The sequence below is a fragment of the Micromonospora halotolerans genome, assembly GCF_032108445.1.
Taxonomy (GTDB): domain Bacteria; phylum Actinomycetota; class Actinomycetes; order Mycobacteriales; family Micromonosporaceae; genus Micromonospora; species Micromonospora halotolerans.
In genome coordinates this window covers 4,099,759-4,124,835 of sequence record NZ_CP134876.1, presented here as the reverse complement: position 1 = coordinate 4,124,835, position 25,077 = coordinate 4,099,759, and the positions used below count along the sequence as shown (strand labels likewise).

The 25,077-nt window shown below is 72.4% G+C and carries 26 protein-coding genes and 1 pseudogene; 18 read left to right on the top strand and 9 right to left on the bottom strand.

Annotated features, from left to right (window positions below):
* Positions 1 to 25: 25 nt before the first annotated feature.
* Entirely contained in the window at positions 26 to 1,345 is a 1,320-nt protein-coding gene (locus RMN56_RS19680; RefSeq protein WP_313718943.1) for a hypothetical protein, read from the top strand.
* 53 nt (positions 1,346 to 1,398) lie between these two features.
* On the opposite strand, the gene RMN56_RS19675 is transcribed toward RMN56_RS19680, so the two are convergent.
* The gene (locus RMN56_RS19675; protein ID WP_313718942.1) at positions 1,399 to 1,980 is read right to left on the bottom strand and encodes a TetR/AcrR family transcriptional regulator; all 582 of its coding nucleotides are present in this window, start codon (positions 1,978 to 1,980) and stop codon (positions 1,399 to 1,401) included.
* Between the two features lie 91 nt (positions 1,981 to 2,071).
* Between RMN56_RS19675 and RMN56_RS19670 the strand changes: the two genes are divergently transcribed.
* Both RMN56_RS19670 and RMN56_RS19665 read left to right on the top strand, forming a co-directional pair.
* The gene (locus RMN56_RS19670) at positions 2,072 to 2,650 is read left to right on the top strand and encodes a dihydrofolate reductase family protein (protein WP_313718941.1); all 579 of its coding nucleotides are present in this window, start codon (positions 2,072 to 2,074) and stop codon (positions 2,648 to 2,650) included.
* A 41-nt stretch (positions 2,651 to 2,691) separates the two neighbouring features.
* A complete protein-coding gene (locus RMN56_RS19665; RefSeq protein ID WP_313718940.1) occupies positions 2,692 to 3,627 on the top strand; it encodes a phosphotransferase family protein in 936 nt (311 codons plus the stop codon).
* A gap of 14 nt (positions 3,628 to 3,641) precedes the next feature.
* Here the strand turns inward: RMN56_RS19665 and RMN56_RS19660 are convergent, their stop codons facing one another.
* The 3 genes from RMN56_RS19660 to RMN56_RS19650 all read right to left on the bottom strand — a co-directional run bounded on the left by RMN56_RS19660 (position 3,642) and on the right by RMN56_RS19650 (position 5,599).
* Positions 3,642 to 4,442: a MerR family transcriptional regulator gene (locus RMN56_RS19660; RefSeq protein WP_313718939.1), complete on the bottom strand. Its 801-nt coding sequence runs from the start codon at positions 4,440 to 4,442 to the stop codon at positions 3,642 to 3,644.
* Positions 4,443 to 4,619: 177 nt separating this feature from the next.
* On the bottom strand, positions 4,620 to 4,805 hold the full coding sequence (locus RMN56_RS19655) for a DUF397 domain-containing protein (RefSeq protein WP_313718938.1): 186 nt from the start codon (positions 4,803 to 4,805) through the stop codon (positions 4,620 to 4,622).
* On the bottom strand, positions 4,796 to 5,599 hold the full coding sequence (locus RMN56_RS19650) for a helix-turn-helix domain-containing protein (RefSeq protein ID WP_313718937.1): 804 nt from the start codon (positions 5,597 to 5,599) through the stop codon (positions 4,796 to 4,798). The genes RMN56_RS19655 and RMN56_RS19650 overlap by 10 nt, the downstream gene beginning before the upstream one ends.
* Before the next feature lie 194 nt (positions 5,600 to 5,793).
* Here RMN56_RS19650 and RMN56_RS19645 point away from each other — a divergent pair, with 194 nt between their 5' ends.
* From RMN56_RS19645 to RMN56_RS19635, 3 genes are read left to right on the top strand one after another with little or no spacing between them, the layout of a single operon-like run.
* The gene (locus RMN56_RS19645) at positions 5,794 to 6,111 is read left to right on the top strand and encodes a hypothetical protein (RefSeq protein WP_313718936.1); all 318 of its coding nucleotides are present in this window, start codon (positions 5,794 to 5,796) and stop codon (positions 6,109 to 6,111) included.
* 54 nt (positions 6,112 to 6,165) lie between these two features.
* Entirely contained in the window at positions 6,166 to 6,669 is a 504-nt protein-coding gene (locus RMN56_RS19640; protein WP_313718934.1) for a SigE family RNA polymerase sigma factor, read from the top strand.
* Complete coding sequence (locus tag RMN56_RS19635; protein WP_313718933.1) at positions 6,666 to 8,048, top strand: WD40 repeat domain-containing protein; 1,383 nt, start codon at positions 6,666 to 6,668, stop codon at positions 8,046 to 8,048. Before RMN56_RS19640 ends, RMN56_RS19635 begins: the two co-directional genes overlap by 4 nt.
* Here RMN56_RS19635 and RMN56_RS19630 read toward each other — a convergent pair.
* The 4 genes from RMN56_RS19630 to RMN56_RS19615 all read right to left on the bottom strand — a co-directional run bounded on the left by RMN56_RS19630 (position 8,020) and on the right by RMN56_RS19615 (position 11,976).
* Positions 8,020 to 8,817 carry an alpha/beta fold hydrolase gene (locus RMN56_RS19630; RefSeq protein ID WP_313718932.1) on the bottom strand — a complete coding sequence of 266 codons (798 nt, stop codon included), beginning with the start codon at positions 8,815 to 8,817 and terminating at the stop codon, positions 8,020 to 8,022. The two genes, RMN56_RS19635 and RMN56_RS19630, sit on opposite strands and share 29 nt — an antisense overlap.
* Before the next feature lie 64 nt (positions 8,818 to 8,881).
* Positions 8,882 to 9,364, bottom strand: coding sequence for a GNAT family N-acetyltransferase (locus RMN56_RS19625; protein ID WP_313718931.1), 483 nt, complete (start codon positions 9,362 to 9,364; stop codon positions 8,882 to 8,884).
* Positions 9,365 to 9,592: 228 nt separating this feature from the next.
* Positions 9,593 to 11,074 (bottom strand): NCS2 family permease, encoded by a 1,482-nt coding sequence (locus RMN56_RS19620; protein WP_313718930.1) that lies wholly within the window; start codon positions 11,072 to 11,074, stop codon positions 9,593 to 9,595.
* A 308-nt stretch (positions 11,075 to 11,382) separates the two neighbouring features.
* Positions 11,383 to 11,976: a helix-turn-helix domain-containing protein gene (locus tag RMN56_RS19615; protein WP_313718929.1), complete on the bottom strand. Its 594-nt coding sequence runs from the start codon at positions 11,974 to 11,976 to the stop codon at positions 11,383 to 11,385.
* 80 nt (positions 11,977 to 12,056) lie between these two features.
* On the opposite strand from RMN56_RS19615, the gene RMN56_RS19610 reads away from it, so the two are divergent.
* The 10 genes and pseudogenes from RMN56_RS19610 (at position 12,057) to RMN56_RS19565 (ending at position 21,093) form a co-directional block, all read left to right on the top strand.
* Positions 12,057 to 13,067 (top strand): NAD(P)/FAD-dependent oxidoreductase, encoded by a 1,011-nt coding sequence (locus tag RMN56_RS19610; protein ID WP_313718928.1) that lies wholly within the window; start codon positions 12,057 to 12,059, stop codon positions 13,065 to 13,067.
* Between the two features lie 99 nt (positions 13,068 to 13,166).
* The gene (locus tag RMN56_RS19605; RefSeq protein ID WP_313718927.1) at positions 13,167 to 15,014 is read left to right on the top strand and encodes a glycoside hydrolase family 15 protein; all 1,848 of its coding nucleotides are present in this window, start codon (positions 13,167 to 13,169) and stop codon (positions 15,012 to 15,014) included.
* Positions 15,015 to 15,131: 117 nt separating this feature from the next.
* Positions 15,132 to 15,599: a peptide-methionine (R)-S-oxide reductase MsrB gene (gene msrB / locus RMN56_RS19600; RefSeq protein WP_313718925.1), complete on the top strand. Its 468-nt coding sequence runs from the start codon at positions 15,132 to 15,134 to the stop codon at positions 15,597 to 15,599.
* Positions 15,596 to 16,114 carry a peptide-methionine (S)-S-oxide reductase MsrA gene (gene msrA, locus RMN56_RS19595; RefSeq protein WP_313718924.1) on the top strand — a complete coding sequence of 173 codons (519 nt, stop codon included), beginning with the start codon at positions 15,596 to 15,598 and terminating at the stop codon, positions 16,112 to 16,114. The genes msrB and msrA overlap by 4 nt, the downstream gene beginning before the upstream one ends.
* 45 nt (positions 16,115 to 16,159) lie before the next feature.
* Positions 16,160 to 17,386 (top strand): epoxide hydrolase family protein, encoded by a 1,227-nt coding sequence (locus tag RMN56_RS19590; protein ID WP_313718923.1) that lies wholly within the window; start codon positions 16,160 to 16,162, stop codon positions 17,384 to 17,386.
* Complete coding sequence (locus RMN56_RS19585) at positions 17,387 to 18,340, top strand: redoxin family protein (RefSeq protein ID WP_313718921.1); 954 nt, start codon at positions 17,387 to 17,389, stop codon at positions 18,338 to 18,340.
* Positions 18,341 to 18,360: 20 nt separating this feature from the next.
* Positions 18,361 to 18,960: pseudogene (locus RMN56_RS19580) on the top strand (low temperature requirement protein A); the annotation flags it as partial.
* A 118-nt stretch (positions 18,961 to 19,078) separates the two neighbouring features.
* On the top strand, positions 19,079 to 19,543 hold the full coding sequence (locus RMN56_RS19575; RefSeq protein ID WP_313718920.1) for a low temperature requirement protein A: 465 nt from the start codon (positions 19,079 to 19,081) through the stop codon (positions 19,541 to 19,543).
* A gap of 66 nt (positions 19,544 to 19,609) precedes the next feature.
* Positions 19,610 to 20,281, top strand: a complete 672-nt coding sequence (locus tag RMN56_RS19570) for a DNA alkylation repair protein (protein WP_313718919.1) — start codon at positions 19,610 to 19,612, stop codon at positions 20,279 to 20,281.
* 41 nt (positions 20,282 to 20,322) lie between these two features.
* Positions 20,323 to 21,093, top strand: coding sequence for an SDR family oxidoreductase (locus tag RMN56_RS19565; protein ID WP_313718918.1), 771 nt, complete (start codon positions 20,323 to 20,325; stop codon positions 21,091 to 21,093).
* A 23-nt stretch (positions 21,094 to 21,116) separates the two neighbouring features.
* On the opposite strand, the gene RMN56_RS19560 is transcribed toward RMN56_RS19565, so the two are convergent.
* A complete protein-coding gene (locus RMN56_RS19560; RefSeq protein ID WP_313718916.1) occupies positions 21,117 to 21,887 on the bottom strand; it encodes a class I SAM-dependent methyltransferase in 771 nt (256 codons plus the stop codon).
* Positions 21,888 to 22,109: 222 nt separating this feature from the next.
* Between RMN56_RS19560 and rox the strand changes: the two genes are divergently transcribed.
* Positions 22,110 to 23,579, top strand: coding sequence for a rifampin monooxygenase (gene rox, locus RMN56_RS19555; RefSeq protein WP_313718915.1), 1,470 nt, complete (start codon positions 22,110 to 22,112; stop codon positions 23,577 to 23,579).
* 219 nt (positions 23,580 to 23,798) lie between these two features.
* Entirely contained in the window at positions 23,799 to 24,866 is a 1,068-nt protein-coding gene (locus tag RMN56_RS19550; protein ID WP_313718913.1) for an ice-binding family protein, read from the top strand.
* The last annotated feature ends 211 nt before the right edge of the window (positions 24,867 to 25,077 follow it).

Genomic DNA, 25,077 nt, shown 5'->3' with positions numbered 1-25,077 from the left:
TTCGCGGCGGGGACAGGAGTGCGGGATGGCAAGGCTGTCAGCCTCCAGGCTGCGCCAGGCGCGACTCTGGCTGCTGCTGGTGGGGGTCCGTAGCCGGTGGCAGCTGCGGTTCGCGCTGGCCCCGCGCCGGTGGACCTGGTACGCGGGCGTGGTCAGTCTCCTGCTGGGCCTGGTGGGCCTGGTGTCGACTCCGCTCGGATCGGTGCCGGCGTTGCTGGCCGGGCTGGCCGGGGTGCTGCTGTCCGTGATCCTGCTGGCACCGGAGTGGGCGGCCCAGCGCCGGGGCAGTGTGGCGCTGGTGCGGAGCCGCACGACGCCCACACCGCCGGTGGTGGCCCCGGCCGACCTGGTCCGGCTCCCCACCGACCGGAGCGAGGTGGCGTGGTGCCGGCCGGACGTCGACGAGGCCCTGCGCGGCGCGGACGCGGGCTATCTCTGGTTGGCCGACCGCCACGTGCTGCCGAAGCGGGTGGCCGCCCACAGCGCAGCGATACTGGCCGCCCGGGTCCGCCGCGGGACGATGTTCAACGGGCGACTGATCCGCCAGGACGACGAGTTGACGCCGGAGCTGCTCCGGAGCGGCGAGGTCCGGTTGAGCGGCACCGACTACTACTCCCTGATCTGCTCCAACTACCTCTTCGGGTGGCGGGTGGTGGATCGCCGGACCGGTACGGTCCATCTGGACGGCAGCCGACTGCCCTATGCGGAGGACGGGCGCCTGTTGACGCTCACCGAGAGCAGGCTGGCGAACGTCATCGGAGTCTCCACGCTCGCGGTCACCACTGACCGGAAGCTCGTGCTGTGCTGGCAGCAGCCCAAGGCCACGGTCAGCGGGGGTGGCCTCGCCGCGCCGGCGGGGTCGGGCTCGGTGGATCTGGTCGACGTGCGCGACCGGCCGCCCGGGGAATCCTTCGTCGAGTTCCTGGCCGCCGCCATGCGCCGGGAGCTGATGGAGGAGAGCCATCTCGCCCCGCAGCAGCTCGGAGGGACCTGGGTGCTGGGTTACTTCCGGTGGCTCAACCGGGGCGCCAAGCCCGAGTACGTGGGCCTGACCATGCTCGACGTCTCCTCGGACGATCTCCACGACACCGACGTGCGGCTGGTGGAGACGCCGTACGTCCAGCGCCTGACCGTGGACTGCCCCATCGACCTGGAACGGCTGCGCCGTGAACCGGACTCACTGGACTGTCTGCCCGAGGACGTGGCGGCCTGCGCTTCCATGCCGCTCTACATGGGTCTGCGGGCCCTCGGTGCGGCTCTCGACCGGGACGACGAGTTGGCCCGGCACCTGCGCGGGCCGTCGGCCGGGTGGCGCACCGCCGAGCCTTCCCACGACGCCGGATAGCGCGGACGTTCGGCCAGGGTCAGCCGGGACCGGCGCGACAAGCTGGACGCGGGTCAGGTCCGACCGGACCCGCCGACCAGACGCGCGACCAGGGCCGAGACCACCTGGTCGGCGTCGAACCCGGCGTCGATCGACGTGGTGAGCAGGTCGAGCAGGAGCCCGTCGACGGCGTAGTGCAGCAGGGCGACCTCGAAGGCGCCGCCGGGCAGCCCGGCGGCGACGTGGAAGGCGACGTCGTCGGCGTACCCCCGGCGCAGCACGTCGCCGAGCGCGGCCCGCAGCTCGGGGCGCCGGGAGGCCTCCAGCCGCAGCTCGAACAGGGCCCGGGTGAGGTCGGGCTCGCGGGTGGTGCGCTCGACGATGTAGCGCAGGTAGTCGGTGACCAGCGCGAGCGAGGGCTCGCGCGCGCCGAGGTCGGCCAGCACCGCCGGGTCGGGTGCCATCCGGTCGAAGATCCGTTCGGCCAGCGCGGCGAGCAGCGCGGCGCGGGACGGGAAGTAGTTGGAGGCGGTGCCGGTGGGCACGCCCGCCTCGGCGTCCACCGCGCGGTGGGTCAGCCCCCTGGCGCCGCCGGCGGCGAGCACCCGCAGCCCGGCGTCGGCGAGTTGGGTACGGCGTTCCGGATTCCTGGCCATGGCAGCACCCTAGCAATAACCACGACAGGTGTTGTACATTCTCTCTCGACCACGACAGCCGTCGTGGTCGAGCCCGGACATCGGAGTCGGTTTGCGCAAGCTCGTGTACTACGTCGCCAGCACCCTCGACGGCTTCATCGCCGCCCCCGACGGGTCCTACGACTTCCTCCCGCTGGAGCCGGACGTGGCGGCCCACCTGACCGCTGAGTGGCCCCAGACCTTCCCCACGTTCGCCCACGCCGAGTACGGCATCGCCTCGCCGCCGGCCGGCCGCTTCGACGCTTTGCTCATGGGCCGGGGCACCTACGACCCGGCGCTGAAGTTCGGCATCACCAGCCCCTACGCCCACCTCAAGCAGTACGTCTTCTCCCGCTCCCTGCCCCCGTCCGACGACCCGCAGGTCGAGATCGTCGCCGGCGACCCGGTGGCGTTCGTCCGCGAGCTGAAGGGGCAGCCCGGCGGCGACATCTGGCTCTGCGGCGGCGGCCAGCTCGCCGGCCAGCTCCTGGACGAGGTCGACGAGTTGGTCGTCAAGCTGAACCCGGTGGTGGTCGGCAGCGGCATCCCGCTGGCCGACCGGGGCTTCACGCCCACCCGCTTCACCCTGGCCGACACCCGGCCGTTCGACAGCGGCGTCGTGATGCTGCGCTACACCGCCGGGGCGCGGTAATCGGGTTGCCGCGGCCGGGCCGGGTCACGCACGGTGGGGCGGTGACCAGCCTGACGAAGAGCCGGATCCGCTGGGCCGACCTGCCCGCGCCGGTCCGCGCCGCCGTCGAGGAGATCCTCGGCGACCGGGTGGTGACGGCGGAGTCGCAGGACGGCGGCTTCTCCCCCGGCACCGCCGACCGGGTCCGCACGGCCGGTGGCGGGCGGGCCTTCGTCAAGGCGGTCAGCCCGGCCCAGAACGACCGCAGCCCCACCCTGCACCGGGCGGAGGCGCGGATCGCCGCCGCGCTGCCACCCGCCGCGCCGGCGCCCCGGCTGCTCGGCAGCCACGACGACGGCGACTGGATCGCGCTGGTCTTCAGCGACGTCGAGGGCCGCCACCCGGTCACCCCGTGGGACGCCGGCGAGCTGGCCGCCGTGCTGTCCACCCTGGAGGCGATGGCCGGGCTGCTCACTCCGGCCCCCGCCGCGGTGGTCACCACCGCGACCGAGCAACTCGCGTACGACTTCGGCGGCTGGCGGCGACTCGCCGACGACCCGCCGGCCGACCTGGACCCGTGGGCGCGGGCCCGGCTGCCCGAGCTGTGCGCGGCCGCCGACCGGGGGCTGGCCGCGCTGGCCGGCGACACCCTCTGCCACCTCGACATCCGGGCCGACAACCTGCTCATCGGCCCGGACGGCACGGTCACCGTGGTCGACTGGCCGTGGGCCTGCCGCGGGCCGGCGTGGCTGGACAGCCTGCTGGTCCTGGTCAACGTGCAGGTGCACGGCGGTCACGACCCGGAGGCGCTGCTGGCCGCCCGGCCGCTCACGGCCGGGGTGGACCCGGCCGCCCTGACCGGCGTGCTGGCCGGGTTCACGGGCTTCTTCCTGGACGGCGCCCGCCAGCCGCCCCCGCCGGGCATTCCCACGGTCCGGGCGTTCCAGCGGTTGCAGGGCGACGCGCTGCTCCCCTGGCTCGCCCGCCGGCTGGGCTGACCCGCACAGCGGATTCACATCCGTTCCGGGAGCTTCTCCTGCCGGGTCCAGCTCGTCCAGCCCCGCTCGCGCATCAGGTCGCGCATCATCCGGGCACCGGGATGGGCCTCGTCGGCGAGCGCGTCGAGCAGGTCGTACGGCAGCTCGTCCGCCGGATCACCCTGGCCGGCGGTCTCGCCGGCGGCGTAGGCCTCCTCGGACAGCTCCGCCATGATGTCGGCGGCCTCCTCCATGAGCCGGTGGGCGTCCTCCTCCGTCAGGGATTCGCCGGCCAGGCCACCGTCCACCAGCGTGGACAGGACCAGATAGAGCCGGACCATCCGCGGGTCCTCCAGCTGCGCGAACTTGAACGGCATCCACGTGCGGACCTGGTCCGGCCAGCGGGCCGAGACCAGGATCCACCCGTCCCGCTCGGCCTCCACGACGCGCTCGGACACCCCGATCTCCCGGAGCCGGTCGAGATAGGCGAGGACCTCCGGCGGGAGGCCACCACTGTTTCCGGCAGCCAGCTGGGCGATCTGCTTGCGGCTGGTCTCCAGCCGGGTGATCTCTTCGGACAGGCGGCCGTCGATGCGATGGATCGCCGCGGTGAAATCCGCCTCGTCCGCCCGCAGCAGCGCGGTGATCTCGGAGAGCGGCACCCCGGCGTCGGCCAGGGCACGGATCTTCAGGAGGGTCACGACCGCGCCCGCCCCGTACCGCCGGTAGCCGGAGGCGTCGCGCTCCGGCTCCGGCAGCAGCCCGATCTGGTGGTAGTGCCGCACCGCCCGCACGGTGACACCGGCGTACGACGCCAGTTGCCCAATCGTCAGCATGCCCCTGATCCCGCCTCGCTCAGGAGATCGTGCGCCGCTGGACCATGACGGCGATTCCGCCCGCGACGACCGGAACGCCGGCTACCGCCGGCCACCCCCAGCAGGCCCGCGCTTGTCGCGTGGGCCGCCGCCGGATTGTTCATGCCGTCAGCATGGCGGGTTGACGCTGCGTCAGGGTCAACCCGCCCGCTTCGTGAAGGCCACGAAGGCCCGCCACGTCGGCGGGGTGAAGGTGAGCACGGGACCGGTCGGGTCCTTGCTGTCCCGCACACCCACCACACCGGGCAGATTGTCGGCCACCTCGACGCACTCCCCCTGGCCACTCCGGCTCGACTTCCGCCACTCTGCGCCGATCAGCTCCACAATGTCACCGCTTCCTTCATCAGCTCGATCGACTGGCGACGGGACAGCGCCTCGTTACGGACGCTCTCCCACCTCGACAGCAGGATAGCCAAGTCCTCGTCCCGGTCGACCACGACGCCGCCGAGCTGAGTCTCCAGATGACCGACCCAGCCGCCGTTTCCGTCCCTACCCAGAACGAACGGCCCGATCAGTCCCACGTGCACACTCACCTCGGCAGGAATGACCTGCACACTGATGTGCGGTTTCGCGGCGCATTCGATCAGGTGCGCGGTCTGCTCAGCCATGATCCCTCGGAAGCCCTCGTCCACACGGCTGAGGACGGCTTCCTCGATCACCGCGATGAACTGCGGCGGATTCGGCTGGGACAGGATGGACTGCCGGTCCAACCTGACGTGGAGGCGCTGCTCAACCTCATCCTCGGTCAGCGTGTCGGCGGAGCGGATGACGGCTCGGGCGTAGTTCTGCGTCTGCAGCAGGCCCGGAATCAGCGTCGGCTGGTAACAGCGCAGTTGCTGTGCCTGTCGTTCCGCTTCGAGCCACGGCCGCAGCCAGCTCGGCTGGCCGTCGCGTTCCGCGAGCTTGAGCAGCGATGTCAGCAGGCCGCCGGTGCCCAGCACCTCGTCCGCGCGTTGCAGGAAGAACCGATCGAGCGGCCGTTGGCCCAACTCGACCGCTGATACCTGGGAACCCGAGAAGTGAACCAGCTTCCCGAACTCCTCCTGGCTCAACCCGGCCTTCACCCGCAGCCGCCGCAGCTGGGCCCGGATCAGGTCGGCCGTCGGCTCGCTTTCCACGCTTCCTCCCCCATTTCCCGGCAGCCTTCCCGGCGTCGCCGCAGTTCGGCATCGGCCGCCCCGACGTGTTCACGATGGGCCCCGACGGCTTCCGAGCGTAGTGCCGTCCTCAACAGACTGTCACCGGTGGGTCGCCCCGAATCCCCCGAGTCAGGGGGTGGCCCCGACCCCCTGGGTGACGAAGGAAGGCCGACATGTTTCCCGTACCCCGGCTCGGGCCGCATCCGGACCGGCCGCGCGCCTATCCGCCGGACCGGCCGCCGCACCTGCCGCTGCGCCCGCTCTGGCTCTGCCGGGCCTGCGGGTCGCCGTGGCCGTGCGCCCAGGCCCGGCTGCTGCTCAAGGCCGAGTACGCCGATCACCCGGTCGACCTGGCCGTCTACCTGTCCGGGCTCTACCACGAGGCGACCCACGACCTGTTCCGGCTCGACCCGGACGACGGGCCCACGCCGCGCGACCTGTTCGAGCGGTTCGTGGCCTGGGGGCCGTACCGGCGGGGCGTGGTCGAATGACCGCCTCAACCATCCGCGGGGCGGGCGGCGTTCGTAGAGGGCGAGGGGGTGGGCATGTCCGAGACGTTCCACGACTTCGTGGTGCAGCGGTCACCCGCGTTGTCCCGGACCGCGTACCTGCTGACCGGCGACCACCAGCACGCCGAGGACCTGTTGCAGAGCGCGCTGGCCCGGACGTACCGGCACTGGCGACGGATCCGCGACGGGGACCCGGAGGCGTACGTGCGCCGGGTCATGTACCACCAGCAGGTCTCGTGGTGGCGCCGGCGGCGGATCGCGGAACGGCTGGACGCGACGCCGGTCGAGCGCGGCGGGGGCGACCACAGCGAGGACACCGCGCTGCGGCTCAGCGTGGTGGCCGCGCTGCGCCGGCTCACCGCCCGGCAGCGGGCCGTGGTGGTGCTCCGCTACTACGAGGACCTGACCGAGGCGCAGGTGGCCGAGGTGCTCGGCTGCTCGGTGGGCACGGTGAAACGGCACGGGCACGACGCCGTGCGCCGGCTCCGCGACCTCGTCCCCGACCTGTGGGAGGCGACGCCGGAGAGGAGCGGGCGATGAGCGTACGGCTGCGGGAGGCGCTGCGGGAGGCGGCGGCCGAGGTGCCCGCGTACCCGGTGCACGATCGCGCGGTGCGGACCGCGCGGCGCACCCGGCGGCGGATGGCGGCGGCGGTCGCGGCGGTGCTCGTGCTGGTGGCGCTCGTGCCACTGGCGGTACGCGGTGGCGACCGGCCGGAGATCGCGCCGGCGGACGCGGGCGGCCCGGCGCTGCCCGACCGGATCGGGCTGCCGGGGTTCGGCGCGCTGCGGGCCACCGACCGGCCCCGGCTCGGGCCGGCGGCGGTCGTGTTCAGCGGGCAGGCGCGCGGGCTCACCGGGCTGATCGACGAGGACGGCACCGTCGGCATCGTCGGCGCCGACGCCGACCGCTACCGGACCTGGACGGTCGGCCACGAGGCGCCGGCCGGCGAGCAGGTGCTGCTCTCTCCCGACGGGCGGCGGATCGCCGTGCCGGCCGGGTCGTCGGAGCACCCCCGGATCGACGTGGTCGACCTGGTGGACGGGACGGTCCGGCCGCTGCCCAGCCCGAGGCCGGGCAGCACCCTGACCGAGCCGGCCGGCTGGGCGCCGGACGGTGCCGCCCTGGTGGTCCGGGACACCACGCCGACCAACCCGGAGGGCAGCGCCTACGCCAACACGCTCAGCCTGGTCCGGCTCGACACCGGCCGGGCGGTACGCCTGCTCGAAACCGACCAGGTGCCGGTCTTCGGCACCCCGGTCGCGTTCACGGCCGACGGGTCCCGGCTGGCCTACCAGGTGGGCGACAAGGTGCTCGTCGCCAGCGCGGACGGGCAAAGCATCACCTCGTTCCCGCTGCCGCCGGAGAGCGGGCTGGCCGGCAAGGGGGCCTGGCTGCCGGACGGGACGCTGGCCCTGGTCAGCCACGACCCGGGCAGCGACCGGTGGCGGCTGCGCCGGGTCGATGCCAACGGGAAGGACCTCGGTGCGCCGGCGCTGCCCGCCGTCGCGGGCGTCACCACGATCCGGCTGCTCGGCTGGCAGACGGACGGGACCGCGATGGTGGTCGCGTACCGGCCCGAGCCGAACTCCCCGGCCCCCTTCGAGGGCGTCATGGACATGGGCCAGCGGACCGCGTACATGAACGTGCGGGCGATCCGGGTGCTCGGTCTGACCCCGGGGGCCGCCGCGCCGACCACCCTGCTCACCGCGCCGGAGCAGGTGCTCGCCATCGACGTGGCGGACGCGGTGGTGCGCGCCGGCCGGGTCCGCGCGGCGGATCCGCCGGCAGGCCCGGGCGGCCGGTTCTGGTGGGCGGCCGGGGCGGTGTCGCTGGTGCTGGGCGGCCTGCTCGCGCGGCGGCTGCTCCGGCGGCGACGCGCGTCCCGGCTCACCCGGGGGCGCACACCTCGTGGGTGAGGAAGGGCAGCACCGCCGCGGGCAGGGCGGGTGAACCGACGATGTCGTAGTGGGTCAGCCCGGGCAGCACGGCCAGCCGGGACGCGGGCCGGTCGGTGCCGTCCCCGCCGGCGTCGCGGTGGCCGCCGCCGAGCAGCCCGAAGAACTCGGCCACGTGGCGGACCGGGATCGAGTCGGCGTCGGCGAAGACCAGCAGCACCGGCATGGGCAGGGCGGCCACCCCGGCCGACCAGTCGTACTCGCGGCGCAGCAGCTCGCCGGTCTTCGCCCAGAGGGTCGGCCAGTCCCGCGGGCGGGGCGCCACCCGCTCGTAGCGCCGGTGCGGCGGCGTGCCGCGCATCTGCTCGGCGACCCGCTCGTCCTGGGCGGCCATGGCGGCCAGCACCTCCGGGTACCAGCCCTGCCGCCGGCACGGCGTGGAAACCAGCACGAGGCGGCGGACCAGGGCCGGGTGCTGGATGGCGGCGCGCAGGGCCACCCCGCCGCCGAGCGAGTAGCCCAGCACGTCGGCGGGCGGCAGGTCGAGGTGCCGCGACAGGGCGGCGATGTCGTCGGCCATCGCCTCGTAGCGCAGCGGCCGATCCACGTCGGCCGTGCGGCCGTGGCCCTGGAGGTCGACGGCGACGACCTGCCGGCGCGCGGTCAGGTCCGGCAGGATCGGCGCGAACATCTCCGTCGACCCGTACCCGCCGTGGAGCAGCACCAGTGGCCGGCCGATCCCGTGGATCTCGTACCAGAGGCGTACCCCGTTGACCTCCGCGTAGCTCACGACCGGTTCAACGAGGACGGGCCCGGCGGCGGGTCGCCCCACCGCCGGGCCGGTCGGTTCGGCGTTACTCGGCGACGTACCGGTGCAGCGGCCCCTCGTCACTGTCGACGGTGCCGTCGCGGCGCAGGCCGGCCTTCTCCAGCACCCGCACGGACGCCACGTTGGCCGGGTCGACGGTGGCGAACACCAGCGTCACCCCGGGCAGGGTGCGGGCGTGCGCCACCAGGGCGCGGACCGCCTCGGTGGTGTAGCCCCGGCAGCGCCGGGACTCGACGATGCCGTAGCCGAACTCGACGGCACCGTCGGTGGGCGGCAGTTTCAGCCCGATGCCGCCCACGGTGAGGCCGGTCTCCCGCTCGATGATGAGCCGGTGGCCGTGCGGCCGGTCCGGGTTGCCGGCGATGATCCCGCCGATCATCCGCTCGCCGTCGGCCGGGAAGTCCGGCGCCCAGTGCGGGCGCCGCTCGCCGGCGGCGACGGCGGCGGCCTCCCCGGCCGGCCAGGGGCGCAGCACGAGTCGGTCGGTGGTCAGGTCAGAAAGGGACAACGCGATTCTCCAGGGTCGTGGAGTGACCCGGGCCGCGGTGAGTCTCAGTCAGCAGGCGCGACCCGGAAGAGGGCATGACAGGGGAAGCTGACGGCGATCCATGGCCTCATCCCCCCTGCGCCCACGACGGTCGCGTGCCCGCGCCCCGGCACTCTAACCCATGATCGGAATACGCCGCGCCCCCGTTGCCTCGGGCCAACGGGCAACGGGGGCGCGGCGTGGAACCGGTCAGCTGACGCCGGTGACGGCCTTGACCAGGTTGATGCCGAAGTAGACCACGAACGCGGCGGCCACCGCCCACATCAGCGGGTGGATCTGCCGCGCCTTGCCCTGGGCCACCCGGATCGCCACCCAGCTCACGAAGCCGGCGCCGATGCCGTTGGTGATCGAGTAGGTGAACGGCATGAGCGTCATGGTCAGGAAGGCCGGGACGGCCACGCCGACGTCGGTGAAGTCGATGTCCTTGACCTGACGGATCATGAGCGCGCCGACCACCACGAGCGCCGGTCCGGCGGCCTCGCTGGGCACCAGCGACACCAGCGGGGTGAGCAGCAGCGCGCCCAGGAAGAGCACGCCGGTGACCACGCTGGTCAGGCCGGTCCGCCCGCCGTCCGCGATGCCCGAGGAGGACTCGACGTACGTGGTGGCCGACGAGGCGCTGCCCGCGCCGCCGGCGACCGCGGCGACGCCGTCGACGAAGAGCACCTTGCCGAGGCGGGGCATGTCGGTGCCGTCCTCGGTGGTCAGGTTGGCCTGCTTGGCGAGGCCGACCGTGGTGCCCATGACGTCGAAGAAGTCGGCCAGCACCAGGGTGAAGACCAGCAGCAGCGCGGTCACCAGGCCGACGTGGGCGAACGCGCCGAACGACACGTTGCCGACCAGGTGCAGGTCGGGCGTCTGGAACAGCGGGTCCGGCAGGGTCGGCACGTTGAGCCGCCACCCGTCCGGGTTGGGCTTGCCGTCGACCAGGGCCGGGCCGGGCTTGGCGAACGCGTTGACGATCACCGCGACGATCGTGGTGACCACGATGCCGATCAGGACGCCGGCCTTCACCTTGCGGGCGACCAGGATGCCGGTGACCAGCAGGCCGACCAGGAAGACGACCGTGGGCCAGCCGTGCAGCGTGCCGTTGCTGCCCGAGCCGAGCTGCAGCGGCACCCCGGTGCCGGCCCGGACCAGACCGCCGTCGACGAAGCCGATCAGCGCGATGAACAGGCCGATACCGGCCGCGATGGCCGCCTTCAGCTCGGCCGGGATGGCCCGGAAGACGGCCTTCCGGAAGCCGGTCAGCACCAGCACGGTGATGATCAGACCCTCGACGACGACCAGGCCCATGGCCTCGGCCCAGCTCATCTGGGACGCCACCGCGTACGCCACGAAGGCGTTCAGCCCGAGGCCGGTGGCGACCGCGAACGGCACCCGGCCGACGATCCCCATCATGATCGTCATGACCGCCGCGACCAGGGCGGTGACCCCGGCGACCGGCGCGATGCCGAGCAGGTTGCCGTCCTTGTCCGGCGCGGTGCCGATGATCAGCGGATTGAGCACGACGATGTATGCCATCGTCGCGAAGGTGGTGATGCCGGCGAGCACCTCCCGCCGCACGGACGAGCCCCGGCGGGTGATCTCGAAGAAGCGGTCGAGGCGGCTCTGGCCGGCGGGTTCCGCCGGCTCGACCGGGGCAGCAGGATCCTGCGTAGACACGCTCATGGCGTGGCCTTACTCCGTTCCGGGTTGGCCCAGCCGGTCACGCCGGCCGGGCGGTGGGGGTGCAGCCGTCCCGTTGCGGTTGGCCCGGAGAACGTCGGGGCGGCTGGGCTCCACGGATCCCGTGAAGCACTACGAAGCCGCACCCCGGGTCCGGGGGAAGCGACTTCGCGACGCCCACCCTAACCGCCGGGTAACGGCGGATGACCTGCCCCTGCGCGCGGATCCGGCGTGGGGGTGGGCAAGGTCACGTCCGGGACCGGTGCCGGGCGATCCATTCGGCGTCGAGCGCGTCGTGCCGGGCCTCCAGGTCAGGCGCGATCCGCCGCGCGGGGGCGGGCGCGGAGGTGGGCGCGTTCGCCCTGGGCGCCGAAGAGGCTGAGGAACTCGACCGCCTCGTCGTCGGCCCGGCCGAACCAGTGCGGCACCCGGGTGTCGAACTCGGCCGCCTCGCCGGGCGCGAGCACCAGGTCGTGCTCGCCGAGGACCAGCCGCAGCCGCCCGTTGAGCACGTAGACCCACTCGTACCCCTCGTGGGTCTGCGGGGTGGGCTCGGCGGGCCGCCCGCCGGCCGGGATGACCAGCTTGTACGCCTGGATGCCGCCCGCCCGGCGGGTGAGCGGCAGCATGGTCATGCCGTGCCGGGTGACCGGGCGCAGGTGGATGCGGGGGTCGCCGGTGGGCGGGGCGCCGACCAGCTCGTCGAGCGTGACGCCGTGCGCCCGGGCCAGGGGCAGCAGCAGTTCGAGGGTGGGGCGGCGGCTGCCGGATTCCAGGCGGGACAGGGTGCTCACCGAGACGCCGGTGGCGGCCGACAGGTCGGCCAGGGTGGTCTCACGCTCGCGGCGGAGCGCGCGCAGCCGGGGGCCCACCGCGTCGAGCGCCCGGTCGAGGTCGTCGTCCATCCCCCCAGTTTGCCAGATCAGCAACAAAGTTTGCGGGTATGGCCAGCGCCGCCGCATCGTTGCCGCAGGAGGTGGTCAGGATGACCGAAGAGTACGAGGTGGTGGTGATCGGCGGGGGCGCCGCCGGCCTGAGCGGGGCGCTCATGCTGGCCCGGGCGCGCCGGTCGGTCCTGGTGATCGACGGGGGCAGCCCGCGCAACGCCCCGGCCGACGGGGTGCACGGGCTGCTGGCCCGCGACGGCATGCCCCCGGCCGAGCTGCTGGCGCGCGGCCGGGACGAGGTGCGCCGGTACGGCGGGCACCTGCTGGACGGCCAGGTCGACACGGTGACCCGCGACGGGGAGTGTTTCTCCGTGGCGCTGGCCGGGGGCCGCCGGGTCCGGGCGGGCCGGCTGCTGGTGGCCACCGGCCTGGTCGACGAGCTGCCCGACGTGCCCGGACTGCGCGAGCGGTGGGGCCGGGACGTGGTGCACTGCCCGTACTGCCACGGGTGGGAGGTGCGCGACCGGCCGATCGGGGTGCTGGCCACCGGACCGATGTCGGTGCACCAGGCGCTGTTGTTCCGCCAGTGGAGCGACGACGTGGTCTTCCTCCGCCACACCGCGCCGCCGCTCGGCGACGAGCAGGCCGAACAGCTGGCCGCCCGCGGCGTCGCCGTGGTCGAGAGCGAGGTCGCGTCGGTCGAGGTCGTCGAGGACCGGCTGGTCGGGGTACGCCTGCGCGACGGCCGCCTGGTCGCGCGCGAGGCGCTGGTCGCCGGCCCCCGGATGGTGGCGCGGGCCGGGTTCCTGGCGGCGCTCGGGTTGCGGGCGGTGGAGCACCCGTCCGGGGCCGGCGAGCACGTCCCCGCCGACCCGACGGGGCGTACCGAGGTGCCCGGGGTGTGGGTCGCGGGCAATGTGACCGACCCGGCCGCGCAGGTCGGCGCGGCAGCGGCGGCGGGCGCGCTGGCGGCCGCCGCGATCAACGGGGACCTGGTCGCCGAGGAGACCCGCCGGGCGGTCGAGGCGCGGCGGCGGGACGTGTTCTCGGCGCGGTCCGAGGCGCGGGTGGCCGAGCTGGTGGCGGGCGATCGTCGCCACGGCCTCTGAGTCGGGCGCGCGGAGGGGTGGCATTCACGAATCCGACTTACATGGACAATATTGCCCTTTAGGTTACTGCGGGAGGGTGCAGTCGAGACGGGGGGCGACGTGAGCGAGTATCCGCCGATCGAGGATCACGGGCTCATCGGTGATCTTCAAACCGCCGCCCTGGTGACCTGCGACGGGACGATCGACTGGTTCTGCGCACCCCGCTTCGACTCCCCCAGCATCTTCGCCAGCGTCCTCGACCGGGAGCGCGGCGGCTTCTTCCGGATCGCCCCCCACGAGACCACCTACGTCACCAAACAGCTCTACCTGCCCGGCACCCCGATCCTGATCACGCGGTTCATCAGCGCCGACGGCGTCGCCGAGGTCCAGGACTTCATGCCGGTCACCGGCGAGCGGGTCACCGACGTGCACCGCCTGGTCCGCATGGTCACCATGGTCCGGGGCAGCATGCGGTTCCGGCTGGAGTGCCGCCCCCGGTTCGACTACGGACGCGAGCGGCCCCAACTGGAGCGGCACCGCAACGGGTACGTCTTCCGCGGCTCGTCGGCCTCGCTGACCTTCAACCCGGTCCAACCGGTCCGCCAGCTCATCGCCCGGGAGGACATCCACCTGGAGGACGGCGACCTGATCGGGTTCGGCACCCTGAACCAGGGCGACACCGGCGGGGTGGTGCTGGAGACGAACTCCGAGATGGAACCCCGGGCCGTCCCCCTCGAAGAGGTGCAGGGGATGTTCGAGTGGACCCGCGACTACTGGCGGCGGTGGGTCGAGCGCTCCCGGTACTCCGGCCGGTGGCGGGAGATGGTCGAGCGCTCGGCCATCACGTTGAAGCTGATGACGTACGCGCCCACCGGCGCGATGATCGCCGCGCCGACGGCCGCGCTGCCCGAACTGGTCGGCGGCACGCGCAACTGGGACTACCGCTACACCTGGGTCCGGGACACGTCCTTCTCCGTGCACGCGCTGCTCGGCCTCGGCTTCACCGAGGAGGTCAGCCGGTACATGGACTGGCTCGACGAGCGGATCCGCGATGCCGGCGACCACCAGGCCCCACTGAAGATCATGTATCGGGTCGACGGCTCGTCCGACCTGCACGAGGAGGTGCTCGACCACCTGGAGGGCTACCGCGGCTCCCGGCCCGTCCGGATCGGCAACGGCGCCGCCGACCAGCTCCAGCTCGACATCCACGGCGAGGCGCTCTACGCCATGCACGTCGCCGACGAACAGGGCATCCGCGTCTCCCACCAGGTGTGGAAGAGCACCGTCCGGCTCGTCGACTGGCTGTGCCACAACTGGGACCAGCCGGACGCCGGCATCTGGGAGAGCCGGCACCACCCCCGCGACTACACCTTCGGCCGGGTGATGTCCTGGGTGGCTCTGGACCGGGCCATCCGGCTCGCCACCCGCACCGGCCGCCCCGGGGACATCAGCTGCTGGACCACCCAGCGGAACCTGATCTACGACCAGGTCATGGCGCGCGGTTACCACCGGGGCCGCGGATCCTTCGTCCAGGCCTACGACGAGAACGTCCTGGACGCCGCGCTGCTCGCCATGCCGTCGGTCGGCTTCGTGACGCCGTCGGATCCGATGTGGCGCCGCACGCTGGACGCCATCGAGCGGGAGCTGGTCTCCGACAGCCTGGTCCACCGGTACGACCCGGTCCACTCCCCCGACGGGCTCCCCGGCCACGAGGGCACCTTCAACATGTGCACCTTCTGGTACGCCGAGGCGCTGGCCCGCTCCGGTCGCCTCGACGATGCCCGGCTCACCTTCGAGAAGATGTTCACCTTCAGTAACCACCTGGGCCTCTACGCGGAGGAGATCGCTGCGACCGGTGAGCAGATCGGCAACTACCCGCAGGCCTTCAGCCACCTCGCCCTGATCAACACCGCCCTGACGCTGAACGACATGCTCGAGGTCGAGGCGGAGGCCCGGCGGAGGCAGTGACACGCCCGGACCGGGGGCGGGGTTAGGCGACGGCAGGCCGGGTAGCCACTCGCGCTGCCTGTGCAGCGATGTTGAACCGGCCTTCCTTGCCGACGACCCCAGCCGAGAGGAACGACGGTGTCACCCGAATACCGCAAGAACCCGGAGGCAGTGTCCCGGTTGTCGCCCGAGCAGTACCGGGTGACCCAGGAGGGCGGGACCGAGCCGGCCTTCGCCAACCCGTACTGGAACAGCAAGGAGGAGGGCATCTACGTCGATGTCGTCTCCGGCGAACCATTGTTCGCGTCCGTCGACAAATACGACAGCGGCACCGGCTGGCCCTCCTTCACCCGGCCGATCGAGCCGAAGAACGTGGTCGAGGTGCGGGACTCCACCCTCGGCATGGTCCGCACCGAGGTCCGGTCGGCGCACGGCGACAGCCATCTGGGGCACGTGTTCGACGACGGCCCGCTGGCGACCGGTGGGCTGCGTTACTGCATGAACTCCGCCGCGCTCCGGTTCATCCGGCGCGAGGACCTGGAACGGGAAGGGTACGGCGAGTACCGCGCACTGTTCGAGCACCCGGACGGAGGGGCGAAGCGATGACCGACACGACTGAGAAGGCCGTCCTGGCCGGCGGTTGCTTCTGGGGGATGCAGGACCTCATCCGGAAACGCCCCGGCGTGATCTCCACCCGGGTCGGTTACACCGGCGGCGACGTACCCAACGCGACGTACTACAACCACGAGGGCCACGCCGAGGCGATCGAGATCGTCTACGACCCGAGCAAGCTCTCGTACCGGGATCTTCTCGAATTCTTCTTCCAGGTCCACGACCCCACCACGAAGAACCGCCAGGGCGGTGACGTCGGCACCAGCTACCGGTCCGCGATCTTCTACTGCAACGACCAGCAGCGGCAGGTCGCCGAGGACACGATCGCCGACGTCGACGCCTCCGGCCTGTGGCCGGGCAAGGTGGTCACCGAGGTCACCCCGGCCGGCCCCTTCTGGGAGGCTGAGCCGGAGCACCAGGACTACCTGGAAAAACATCCCGGCGGCTACACCTGCCACTTCCCCCGGCCCGAATGGAAGCTGCCCCGGCGGGGCGAGAACCAGAGCTGACCGCGCCGCTTCCGACGAGACACATCCGAGGAAAAGGAGCCCGACGTGGCCGTCAAGACCCAGACGCTGGCCCGCGCCACCGACATCCGGCCGTTCACGGTGGAGATCCCGGAGGCGGACCTCCAGGAGATGCGGCGGCGCATCGCGGCCACCCGCTGGCCGGAGAAGGAGACCGTCCAGGATCAGTCGCAGGGCGTGCCGCTGGAGACCAGCCAGGCCCTCGCCCGCTACTGGGAGAAGGAGTACGACTGGCGCAAGGTCGAGGCGCGGTTGAACTCGCTGCCGAACTTCATCACGGAGATCGACGGCCTGGACATCCACTTCATCCACGTCCGGTCCAAGCACGAGGACGCCCTGCCGCTCATCGTCACGCACGGCTGGCCCGGCTCGATCATCGAACAGCTGAAGATCATCGAGCCGCTGACCGACCCCACGGCCCACGGCGGGTCCGCGTCGGACGCCTTCCACCTGGTCATCCCGTCGATGCCGGGTTACGGCTTCTCCGGTAAGCCGACCGAGCCCGGCTGGGGCCCGGAGCACGTCGCGCGTGCCTGGACCGAGCTGATGAAGCGCCTCGGCTACGACCGGTTCGTCGCCCAGGGCGGCGACTGGGGTGCGCTGATCACCAACATGATGGGGGTGCAGGCGCCGCCGGAACTGGCCGGCATCCACACCAACATGCCCAGCACGGTGCCGCCCGAGCTCGACGCGCTGGTCCAGTCCGACATCACCGGCATCAACAACGCGCTGGGCAAGCTGCCGGCCAACCTCTCCGCGGAGGAGCGGCGGGCCGTCGAGCAGCAGGACTTCTTCTGGAAGCATGCCGCCTACGCCCTGATCATGGCCACCCGCCCGGAGACGCTGATCGGCCTCGCGGACTCGCCGGTCGCGCTGGCGACCTTCATGTGCGACCACGACGCGGCCAGCCTGGAGCTGATCTGCCGGGCCTTCGCCGGGCAACCCGGCGGCCTCACCCGCGACGACATCCTCGACAACATCACGCTCACCTGGCTGACCAACACGGGCGTCTCCGCCGCCCGGATCTACTGGGAGAACAAGCTCTCCTTCCTCGGCGCCAAGGACGTCTCCGTCCCGGCCGCCGTCAGCGTCTTCCCCGACGAGCTCTACGAGGCGCCGCGGAGCTGGGCCGAGCAGGCGTATCCGAACCTCATCCACTACAACAAGCTGGACCGGGGCGGGCACTTCGCGGCCTGGGAGCAGCCGCAACTCCTGTGCGACGAGCTTCGCACCGCCTTCCGGTCGCTGCGCTAGATGGCTGTCTCCGAGCGGCTGCACCTGCCCGCGCTCGACGGGGCGACCGGGTGGCTCAACACCGGGCCACTCGGTCCCGCCGAGCTGCGCGGGCGCCCCGTCGTCGTGAACTTCTGGACGCTGACCTGCATCAACTGGCTGCGCCAGGAGCCGTACGTCCGGGCGTGGTCGCAGGCCTACCGGGACGACGGGCTGGTCGTCATCGGCGTGCACACGCCGGAGTTCGCGTTCGAGCACGACATCGACGCGGTGCGCCGGGCGGTGGCGGCGCGGGGCATCGACTACCCGGTGGCGGTCGACAGCGACTACGCCGTCTGGAGCGCGTTCGACAACCACTACTGGCCGGCGCTCTACTTCGTCGACGCCGACGGTGTGATCCGCGACCGCCACTTCGGCGAGGGCCGCTACGAGCAGTCGGAACGCGTCATCCAGCGGCTGCTCGGCGTCGACCGCGAACCCGTCCCGGTGCGGGGGCACGGTGTGGAGGCCGACGCCGACTGGGAGCACCTGCGGACGCCCGAAACCTATCTCGGCTACGCCCGCTCCGAGCAGTTCGCGTCGCCGGACCAGGCCACGTACGACGCCACCAACGTCTACGAGGTCCCCGCGAGCCTGCCCGCCGACCACTGGGCGCTCGGCGGCGAGTGGACGATCGGCTCGGAGAACATCGTGCTCGAGCGGGCCGGCGGCACCCTCGCCTTCCGGTTCCACGCACGCGACGCGCATCTCGTGCTGTCGCCCGGCACGCGGGACCCGATCCCCTTCCGCCTGCTCCTCGACGGCGCGGCACCGGGCCCGGCACACGGCGACGACGTGGACGAGGACGGCAACGGCCTCCTCCGGGAGGGCCGGCTGTACCAGCTCGTCCGTCAACGGGACACCGTGCGGGACCGGACCCTGGAGATCACGTTCCTCGCGCCCGGCGCCGAGGCGTACGTCTTCACCTTCGGCTAGGGCGCCGTGCGGGCCAGCCGATGAGGACGGCGAGCGGCACCAAGCTGCTGCGCATGCCCGAGGGGCCGCACCGGGCGAACTTTCTGGAGCTGTTCTTCGACCTGGTGTTCGTCGTCGCGCTCATCCAGCTCTCGCACGAGCTGCTGCAGGACCTCACCTGGGCGGGTGCCTTCCGGACGCTGGTGCTGCTGCTGGCCGTCTGGTGGGTCTGGAGCATCACCACCTGGACCACCAACCTGTACGACCCGCGACAGATGTCGATACAGCTGGTGATCACGGGGACCATGCTCGGCAGCCTGGTGATGGTCGTGGCGCTGCCCGACGCGTTCGGCGCGCGGGGCCTCGCCTTCGCGGGCGCGTACGTCGCCATCCATGTCGGCCGTCAGCTCTTCCTCGTCCTCGCCCTGCGCGGCCAGGAGTTGCAGCGCCGGAGCATCCGGGTGTTGACCTGGTTCGCCGTGTCGGCGGTGCCCTGGATCGCCGGGGCGCTGGCGCCGGTGCCGGCCCGGGTCGTCCTGTGGACGCTGGCGGTCGCGCTGGATTTCACGGGCACCGTCCTGCGCTTCCCGACGCCACGGCTGGGTCGCTCGCCCGACGCGGAGTACCCGATCGTGGCCGAGCACCTGGCCGAGCGGTACCAACAGCTCTTCATCATCGCGCTCGGCGAGCTGATCCTGGTCGGCGCGTTTGACCCTGAGTGGCAGCGGCTTCGCCGCCGACCGGACGACGGCGTTCGTGGTGTCGTTCGTCGCCACGGTCCTGTTCTGGCGGATCTACCTGCACCGGGCCGGGGAACTGCTGCCCGCCGCCATCGCGGCGGCCCGCCGGCCGGATCCCCTCGCCCGGTCGGCGGCGACCGCCCATCTGGTGATGCTCGCCGGCATCGTCGCCACCGCGGTGGGCGACGAACTCGTCATCGCGCATCCACTCGGGCACACGCCACGCGCCTGGGTCGCCGTCATCCTCGGCGGGCCCGCGCTGTTCCTGGCCGGTCGCGCCGCCTTCGAGTACGCCGTCTTCGCCCGGGTGTCCCCGGACCGCCCGATCGGAATCCTCGTACTGCTCGCGCTGGCGCCCGCGGTGCTCCTGGCCCCACCACTGGTGGCTGCCGTGGCGGCCACCGCGGTCCTGCTCGGGGTCGCCGTCGCCGACACGGTCCGCGCGCACCGGGGCCCACCCGAGCCGCCGTCACCCCCCGGGTAACGCACCCCCACATGATCATCGTGGCCCCGTAGGCTGCATCCCGCACCTGATGGGCGGGAGGCTGAGGTGGCCGAGACGACGCTGGCCGAGGTGATGGCCGAGCTGGCCGAGCTGGAGGACCCGAAGGCACGCGCGGTGAACGAGCGGCACGGTGACGATCACGGCGTGAACCTGAGCAAGCTGCGCGCGCTCGCGAAGCGGCTGAAGACGCAGCAGGAACTCGCGTGCCAGCTCTGGGCGACCGGCGACAGCGCGGCGCGACTGCTGGCCCTCCTGATCTGCCGCCCGAAGGCGTTCGCGCACGACGAGTTGGACGCCATGGTGCGCGAGGCGCGCACACCCAAGGTGCACGACTGGCTCGTGAACTACGTGGTGAAGAAGAACCCCCACGCGGAAGAGCTGCGGGTGGCCTGGTTCGCCGATCCGGATCCCGTGGTCGCGAGCGCCGGCTGGGCGCTGACCACGGAACGCGTGGCGAAGCGGCCCGAGGGCCTCGACCTGGCCCGGCTGCTCGACGTCATCGAGGCGGAGCTGAAGGACGCCCCGCCTCGGCTGCAGTGGGCGATGAACCACTGCCTGGCACAGATCGGGATCGAGGACGCCGCGCTCCGCGCCCGCGCCATCGACATCGGCGAGCGCCTGGAGGTGCTCAAGGACTACCCGACTCCCCCGGGCTGCACGTCGCCGTACGCGCCCATCTGGATCGCCGAGATGGTGCGCCGACAGCACGACAGGTAGGCGTGACCCAGGGACGCTGGCTGCGACGGACGAGGGTTGCTATGGACGGCACGGAACAAGGGCACCGGCCCGTCGCCCTGGTGACCGGCGCGGGCCGCAGCGCCGGCATCGCCGCCTCGGTGGTGCTGACGCTGGCTCAGCGCGGCTGGGACATCGGGTTCACCTACTGGACCCCGTACGACGAGCGGATGCCCTGGGGCGCCGACCCCGAGGCGGTGACGCGACTCGGCGACCAGGCCGGCACGCACGGGGCGACCACCGCCGCGATCGAGGCGGACCTCAGTGATCCGCAGGCCACGGCCGCGGTCTTCGAGGCCGTGGAGCGGGAGCTGGGCCCGGTCACCGCGCTCGTCCTCGCCCACTGCGAGAGTGTCGACTCGGGCCTGCTCGACACCAGCATCGAGAGCTTCGACCGGCACTTCGCGGTCAACGCCCGGGCGAGCTGGCTCCTGATCCGCGAGTACGCCCGACGGTTCCGAGGGGCGCACGGCACCGGACGCGTCATCAGCCTGACCAGTGACGCCACCGTCCGGAACCTGCCCTACGGAGCCAGCAAGGGCGCTCTCGACCGGATCACCCTGGCCGCCGCCCAGGAACTGGCCCACCTCGGCGTGACCGCCAACGCCATCGATCCGGGCCCCACCGACACCGGCTGGATGACGGCTGAGGTCAGGGATGCCGTCCTGCGGTCCACGCCGCTCGGTCGCCTCGGGCGCCCGCAGGACTGCGCGAACCTCGTCGCGTTCCTGTGCTCACCCGACGGGGGCTGGATCAACGGCCAACTCCTGCACAGCGACGGCGGCTTCGCCTGACCGGGACGGCCCGCCGGGCGGCGTCACCGTCGGACGCGCAGCACGCCGGTCAGCAGCGGGAGGGTGAACTCGCCGAGGGCGGTTTCGGGTCGGCTCCCGAGGAAGGCGCGGATCCGGCCGAGCGTCGCTTCCCGGTCCGGTTCCGGCATGACCAGCATTCCGGCGCGCGTCGCGAGGGTCGCGACGAGGGAGTCGGCGGTGCGGCGCTGCCCGTGCGCGAACTCGGCCTGCTCCGGCGAGCCGAACCGGGAGGCGAGGCCGCTGCCGGGAGAGCACAGGTCCGCCGTCGCGGCGCGCCACCTGCGCAGCGTGTCACGGGGGCCGATGGCCGCGCTCCCGCTGACCCGTTCCAGCCCGGCGATCCAGTCGACCCGGTCGTCCATGACGTTCCACAGGCCGGCCAGGATGCCCCCGGGCGCGAGGACCCTGGCGATCTCCGGCCCGGCGACGGCCATGTCGAACCAGTGCAGGGCGTTGCCGGCCAGCACGGCGTCGACGGACGCGTCCGGCAGCGGGATCGCCTCGGCGCTGCCCGGCAGGGCACGGACGGTCGGCAGCGCCCGGCGCAGCTCGGTCAGCATCCCCGGGTCGGGCTCGACCGCGACGACGTCGGCACCGGACGCGACCAGCGTGGCGGTCAGCTTGCCGGTCCCGGCGCCGAGGTCGAGCACCCGCGGGCCGGGCGCGGGCTCCAGCGCCCAACGCACGGCGCCCTGCGCGTAGTCCGGGCGGTGCTCGGCGTAGGCGGCGGCCGCCGCGCCGAACGATGAGCTGAGAAGTTGCCGATCCTCCACTCGGTCACCCTAGCCGCCGCGCCGCACGCGCCGAAGGTTCCGTCGTGGTGGTACGACCCGAGTTCGGGGGCGCCCCGGGTCGGGCGCTGCTGGGGTCGGAAACAACAAAGGCAAGGAGGAGAACTCCTTGCCACTGTCAACATATACGGCACCCCCGGGCTTGCGGCAAGACCCCGGTCGTGGCGCACAGTGGTCGGCCGGGCACACACCATGGGGGACTGCATGTTCGATGTGATCGTCGTCGGCGGCGGGCCGACCGGCATGATGCTGGCGAGCGAGCTGCGTCTGCGGGGCGTCACCGTGCTCGTGCTGGAGAAGGAGGGCGAGCCGCCGCCGTTCGTGCGGTCGCTCGGGCTGCACGTGCGCAGCATCGAGCTGCTGGACCAGCGGGGGCTGCTGGAGCGGTTCCTCGAGAACGGCAGGCGGTACCCGATCCGGGGCTTCTTCGCGGGCATCGACAAGCCCGCTCCCACCGGGCTGGACACCGCACACGGTTACGTGCTCGGCATTCCGCAGACGCTCACCGACCGGCTGCTCGCCGAGCACGCGGCCGACGTCGGCACCGAGATCCGGCGCGGCTGTGCGGTGGTCGGGCTGGAGCAGGACGACGACGGCGTCACCGTCCATTGCGGTGACGGAGGCGGAATCGCAGCGCCGTTGCGTGCGCGGTTTGTCGTCGGCTGCGACGGCGGGCGCAGCACGGTCCGGAAACTGCTCGGGGTCGGGTTCCCCGGCGAGCCGTCGAGAATCGACACGCTGCTGGGCGAGATGGAGGTGACGGCGTCCCCGGAGGACATCACCGAGGTGATGACCGAGGTGCGCAGGACCGAGAAGCGGTTCGGGATCGGGCCGTCGGACAAGCCGGGCGTGTTCCGGGCGGTCGTGCCGGCGGAGGGCGTGGTCGAGGACCGTTCGGTGCCGCCGACGTTCGAGGAGTTCAAGCAACAGCTGCGCAGGTATGCCGGCACCGACTTCGGCGTGCACTCCCCCCGCTGGCTGTCGCGCTTCGGCGACGCGACCCGCCAGGCCGAGCGGTACCGGGTCGGACGGGTGTTCCTGGCCGGGGACGCCGCCCACGTCCACCCGCCGATGGGCGGGCAGGGGCTCAATCTGGGGATCCAGGACTCGTTCAACCTGGGTTGGAAGCTGGCGGCGGCCGTCAACGGCTGGGCGCCGGACGACCTGCTGGACAGCTACGGGTCCGAGCGGCATCCGGTGGCCGCCGACGTGCTGAACAACACCCGTGCACAGATGCAGCTGACGACCAACGAGCCCGGGCCGCAGGCGGTGCGGCGGTTGGTGGCCCAGCTCATGGACTTCGACGACGTCAACCGGTTCCTGATCGAGAAGATCACGGCCATCAGCGTCCGGTACGACTTCGGTGCGGGCCATGAGCTGCTCGGGCGACGGCTGCGCGACGTCCACCTGAAGCGTGGGCGCCTGTTCGAGGTGATGCGCACCGGCAGCGGGCTGCTGCTCGACCGGACGGGGCGGCTCACGGTGGACGGCTGGGCCGACCGGGTCGACCACGTCTCCGACACCGGCGACGAGCCGGACGTGCCGGCGCTACTGCTGCGGCCGGACGGGCACGTGGCGTGGGTCGGCGACGATCAGCGGTCGCTCGACGTCGCGCTGGCCAGGTGGTTCGGTGCGCGCTCGGCACGTCTCTCCACAGTCCAGTCATCAATGTGAAGCTTACGTATTGTCTGGTTTCCACCCATTACGCCACTTCAAGGTGATTTGGTAGTCAACGCGCCGCTCTGCGCTATATCTGCCGCTTTGGGCAGGACGCCGCTTTTCGCGGCGCCTCCTGCACGTAGTACCCACGGAGGGTGTTCTGTGAAAGTTAGATCCATTCACCGCCTGAGACGGGCGCTCCCGTCAGCGCTCGCGGCTTCCGCCGCTGCGGCTGTGGCCGTCACGTTGCTGGTCTTCAACTCGACCGGGGCCAGCGCGCAGGAGGCGCCAGTGGGCCTCGGCACGGCTGCCAACTTCTCCGTACTGGCCGGGGCCCAGCCCACCAACACCGGGCCGAGCTTCCTGGCTCAGAACCTCGGAAGGCACCCAGGGACCACCGCGTCGGGCTTCGAAACGGCAACCATCGGGGGTGAGGTCCATCTCGGCGACGCGGTCGCCCTGAAGGCCCAGAGCGACCTGACCACAGCCTTCAACGACGCCGCCGGCCGGACCCCGTTCACCAACCTGCCCCCGGAACTCGGCGGCAACACCCTCAACCCCGGCGTCTACCGGATCGGGGCAGCGCAACTGACCGGGACGCTGACGCTCAACGCCCACGGCGACCCCCAGGCCGTGTTCATCCTCCAGGTTGACTCGGCGCTGACGACAGCGTCGAACAGCACTGTCGTCCTGATCAACGGCGCTTCGCCCTGCAACGTGTTCTGGAAGATCGGCAGCTCGGCGACGATCGGCACAGGCACCACCTTCGTGGGCACCATCATGGCGCAGGCGTCGATCACGATGGCCACGCGCGCGACGCTCCAGGGCCGCGCGCTGGCTCGAACCGCCGCCGTCACCTTGGACACCAACACCATCACCGCCCCGCTGTGCGCCGGCCCGACCAGCGGCCCCTCGGGCCCGTCCGGCCCGCCCGGCCCGTCGGGCCCACCCGGCAGTCCGGGCCCGTCCGGCCCAGCTGGCCCGCCCGGCAGCCCCGGCGCCCCCGGCAGTCCTGGCGCCCCCGGCAGCCCCGGCGCGCCCGGCGCTCCTGGCGCCCCCGGCAGCCCCGGTAGCCCCGGTGCGCCCGGCGCTCCCGGTGGACCCGGTGGGCCCGGCGCTCCCGGTGGGCCCGGCGCTCCCGGTGGGCCTGGTGGGCCCGGCCATCGGGGCAACGACTCCGGGATGCTGCCGGTAACCGGTAGCGGCCTGGTCCCGGCCCTGACGGGCACAGGAGGCGCCATGGTGGCACTGGGCGGGGTCATGTTCCTCCTCGCCCGGCGTCGTCGAGCACACCAGTCCTGATCGGAGGCCCGGCCGGCGACCCGCCGGCCGGGCCCCCACCTACCTGCGTGGCAGGTCCGACCTGTGATCGTTCTTGACGCGGGTCCGGGAGCCGAATCGCCGCCGGAATGAGTCCCCGTCGGCCTCTCCCCGGCCGGACGTGGGGACCGACGCCGTCCGGAAACTCCGTCGCCACTTCGGGCCCGCTCCGGCGACACTGCTCGTCGACGAC

Coding starts and splice junctions, on each gene's coding strand:
- RMN56_RS19620 (WP_313718930.1), bottom strand. CDS start 11,074: ATGAGCGTGTCTACGCAGGATCCTGCTGCCCCGGTCGAGCCGGCGGAA.
- RMN56_RS19585 (WP_313718921.1), top strand. CDS start 17,387: ATGGCTGTCTCCGAGCGGCTGCACCTGCCCGCGCTCGACGGGGCGACC.
- RMN56_RS19635 (WP_313718933.1), top strand. CDS start 6,666: ATGAGCGTACGGCTGCGGGAGGCGCTGCGGGAGGCGGCGGCCGAGGTG.
- RMN56_RS19565 (WP_313718918.1), top strand. CDS start 20,323: ATGGACGGCACGGAACAAGGGCACCGGCCCGTCGCCCTGGTGACCGGC.
- RMN56_RS19660 (WP_313718939.1), bottom strand. CDS start 4,442: ATGCTGACGATTGGGCAACTGGCGTCGTACGCCGGTGTCACCGTGCGG.
- RMN56_RS19680 (WP_313718943.1), top strand. CDS start 26: ATGGCAAGGCTGTCAGCCTCCAGGCTGCGCCAGGCGCGACTCTGGCTG.
- RMN56_RS19645 (WP_313718936.1), top strand. CDS start 5,794: ATGTTTCCCGTACCCCGGCTCGGGCCGCATCCGGACCGGCCGCGCGCC.
- msrA (WP_313718924.1), top strand. CDS start 15,596: ATGACCGACACGACTGAGAAGGCCGTCCTGGCCGGCGGTTGCTTCTGG.
- RMN56_RS19615 (WP_313718929.1), bottom strand. CDS start 11,976: ATGGACGACGACCTCGACCGGGCGCTCGACGCGGTGGGCCCCCGGCTG.
- rox (WP_313718915.1), top strand. CDS start 22,110: ATGTTCGATGTGATCGTCGTCGGCGGCGGGCCGACCGGCATGATGCTG.
- RMN56_RS19610 (WP_313718928.1), top strand. CDS start 12,057: ATGACCGAAGAGTACGAGGTGGTGGTGATCGGCGGGGGCGCCGCCGGC.
- RMN56_RS19675 (WP_313718942.1), bottom strand. CDS start 1,980: ATGGCCAGGAATCCGGAACGCCGTACCCAACTCGCCGACGCCGGGCTG.
- RMN56_RS19640 (WP_313718934.1), top strand. CDS start 6,166: ATGTCCGAGACGTTCCACGACTTCGTGGTGCAGCGGTCACCCGCGTTG.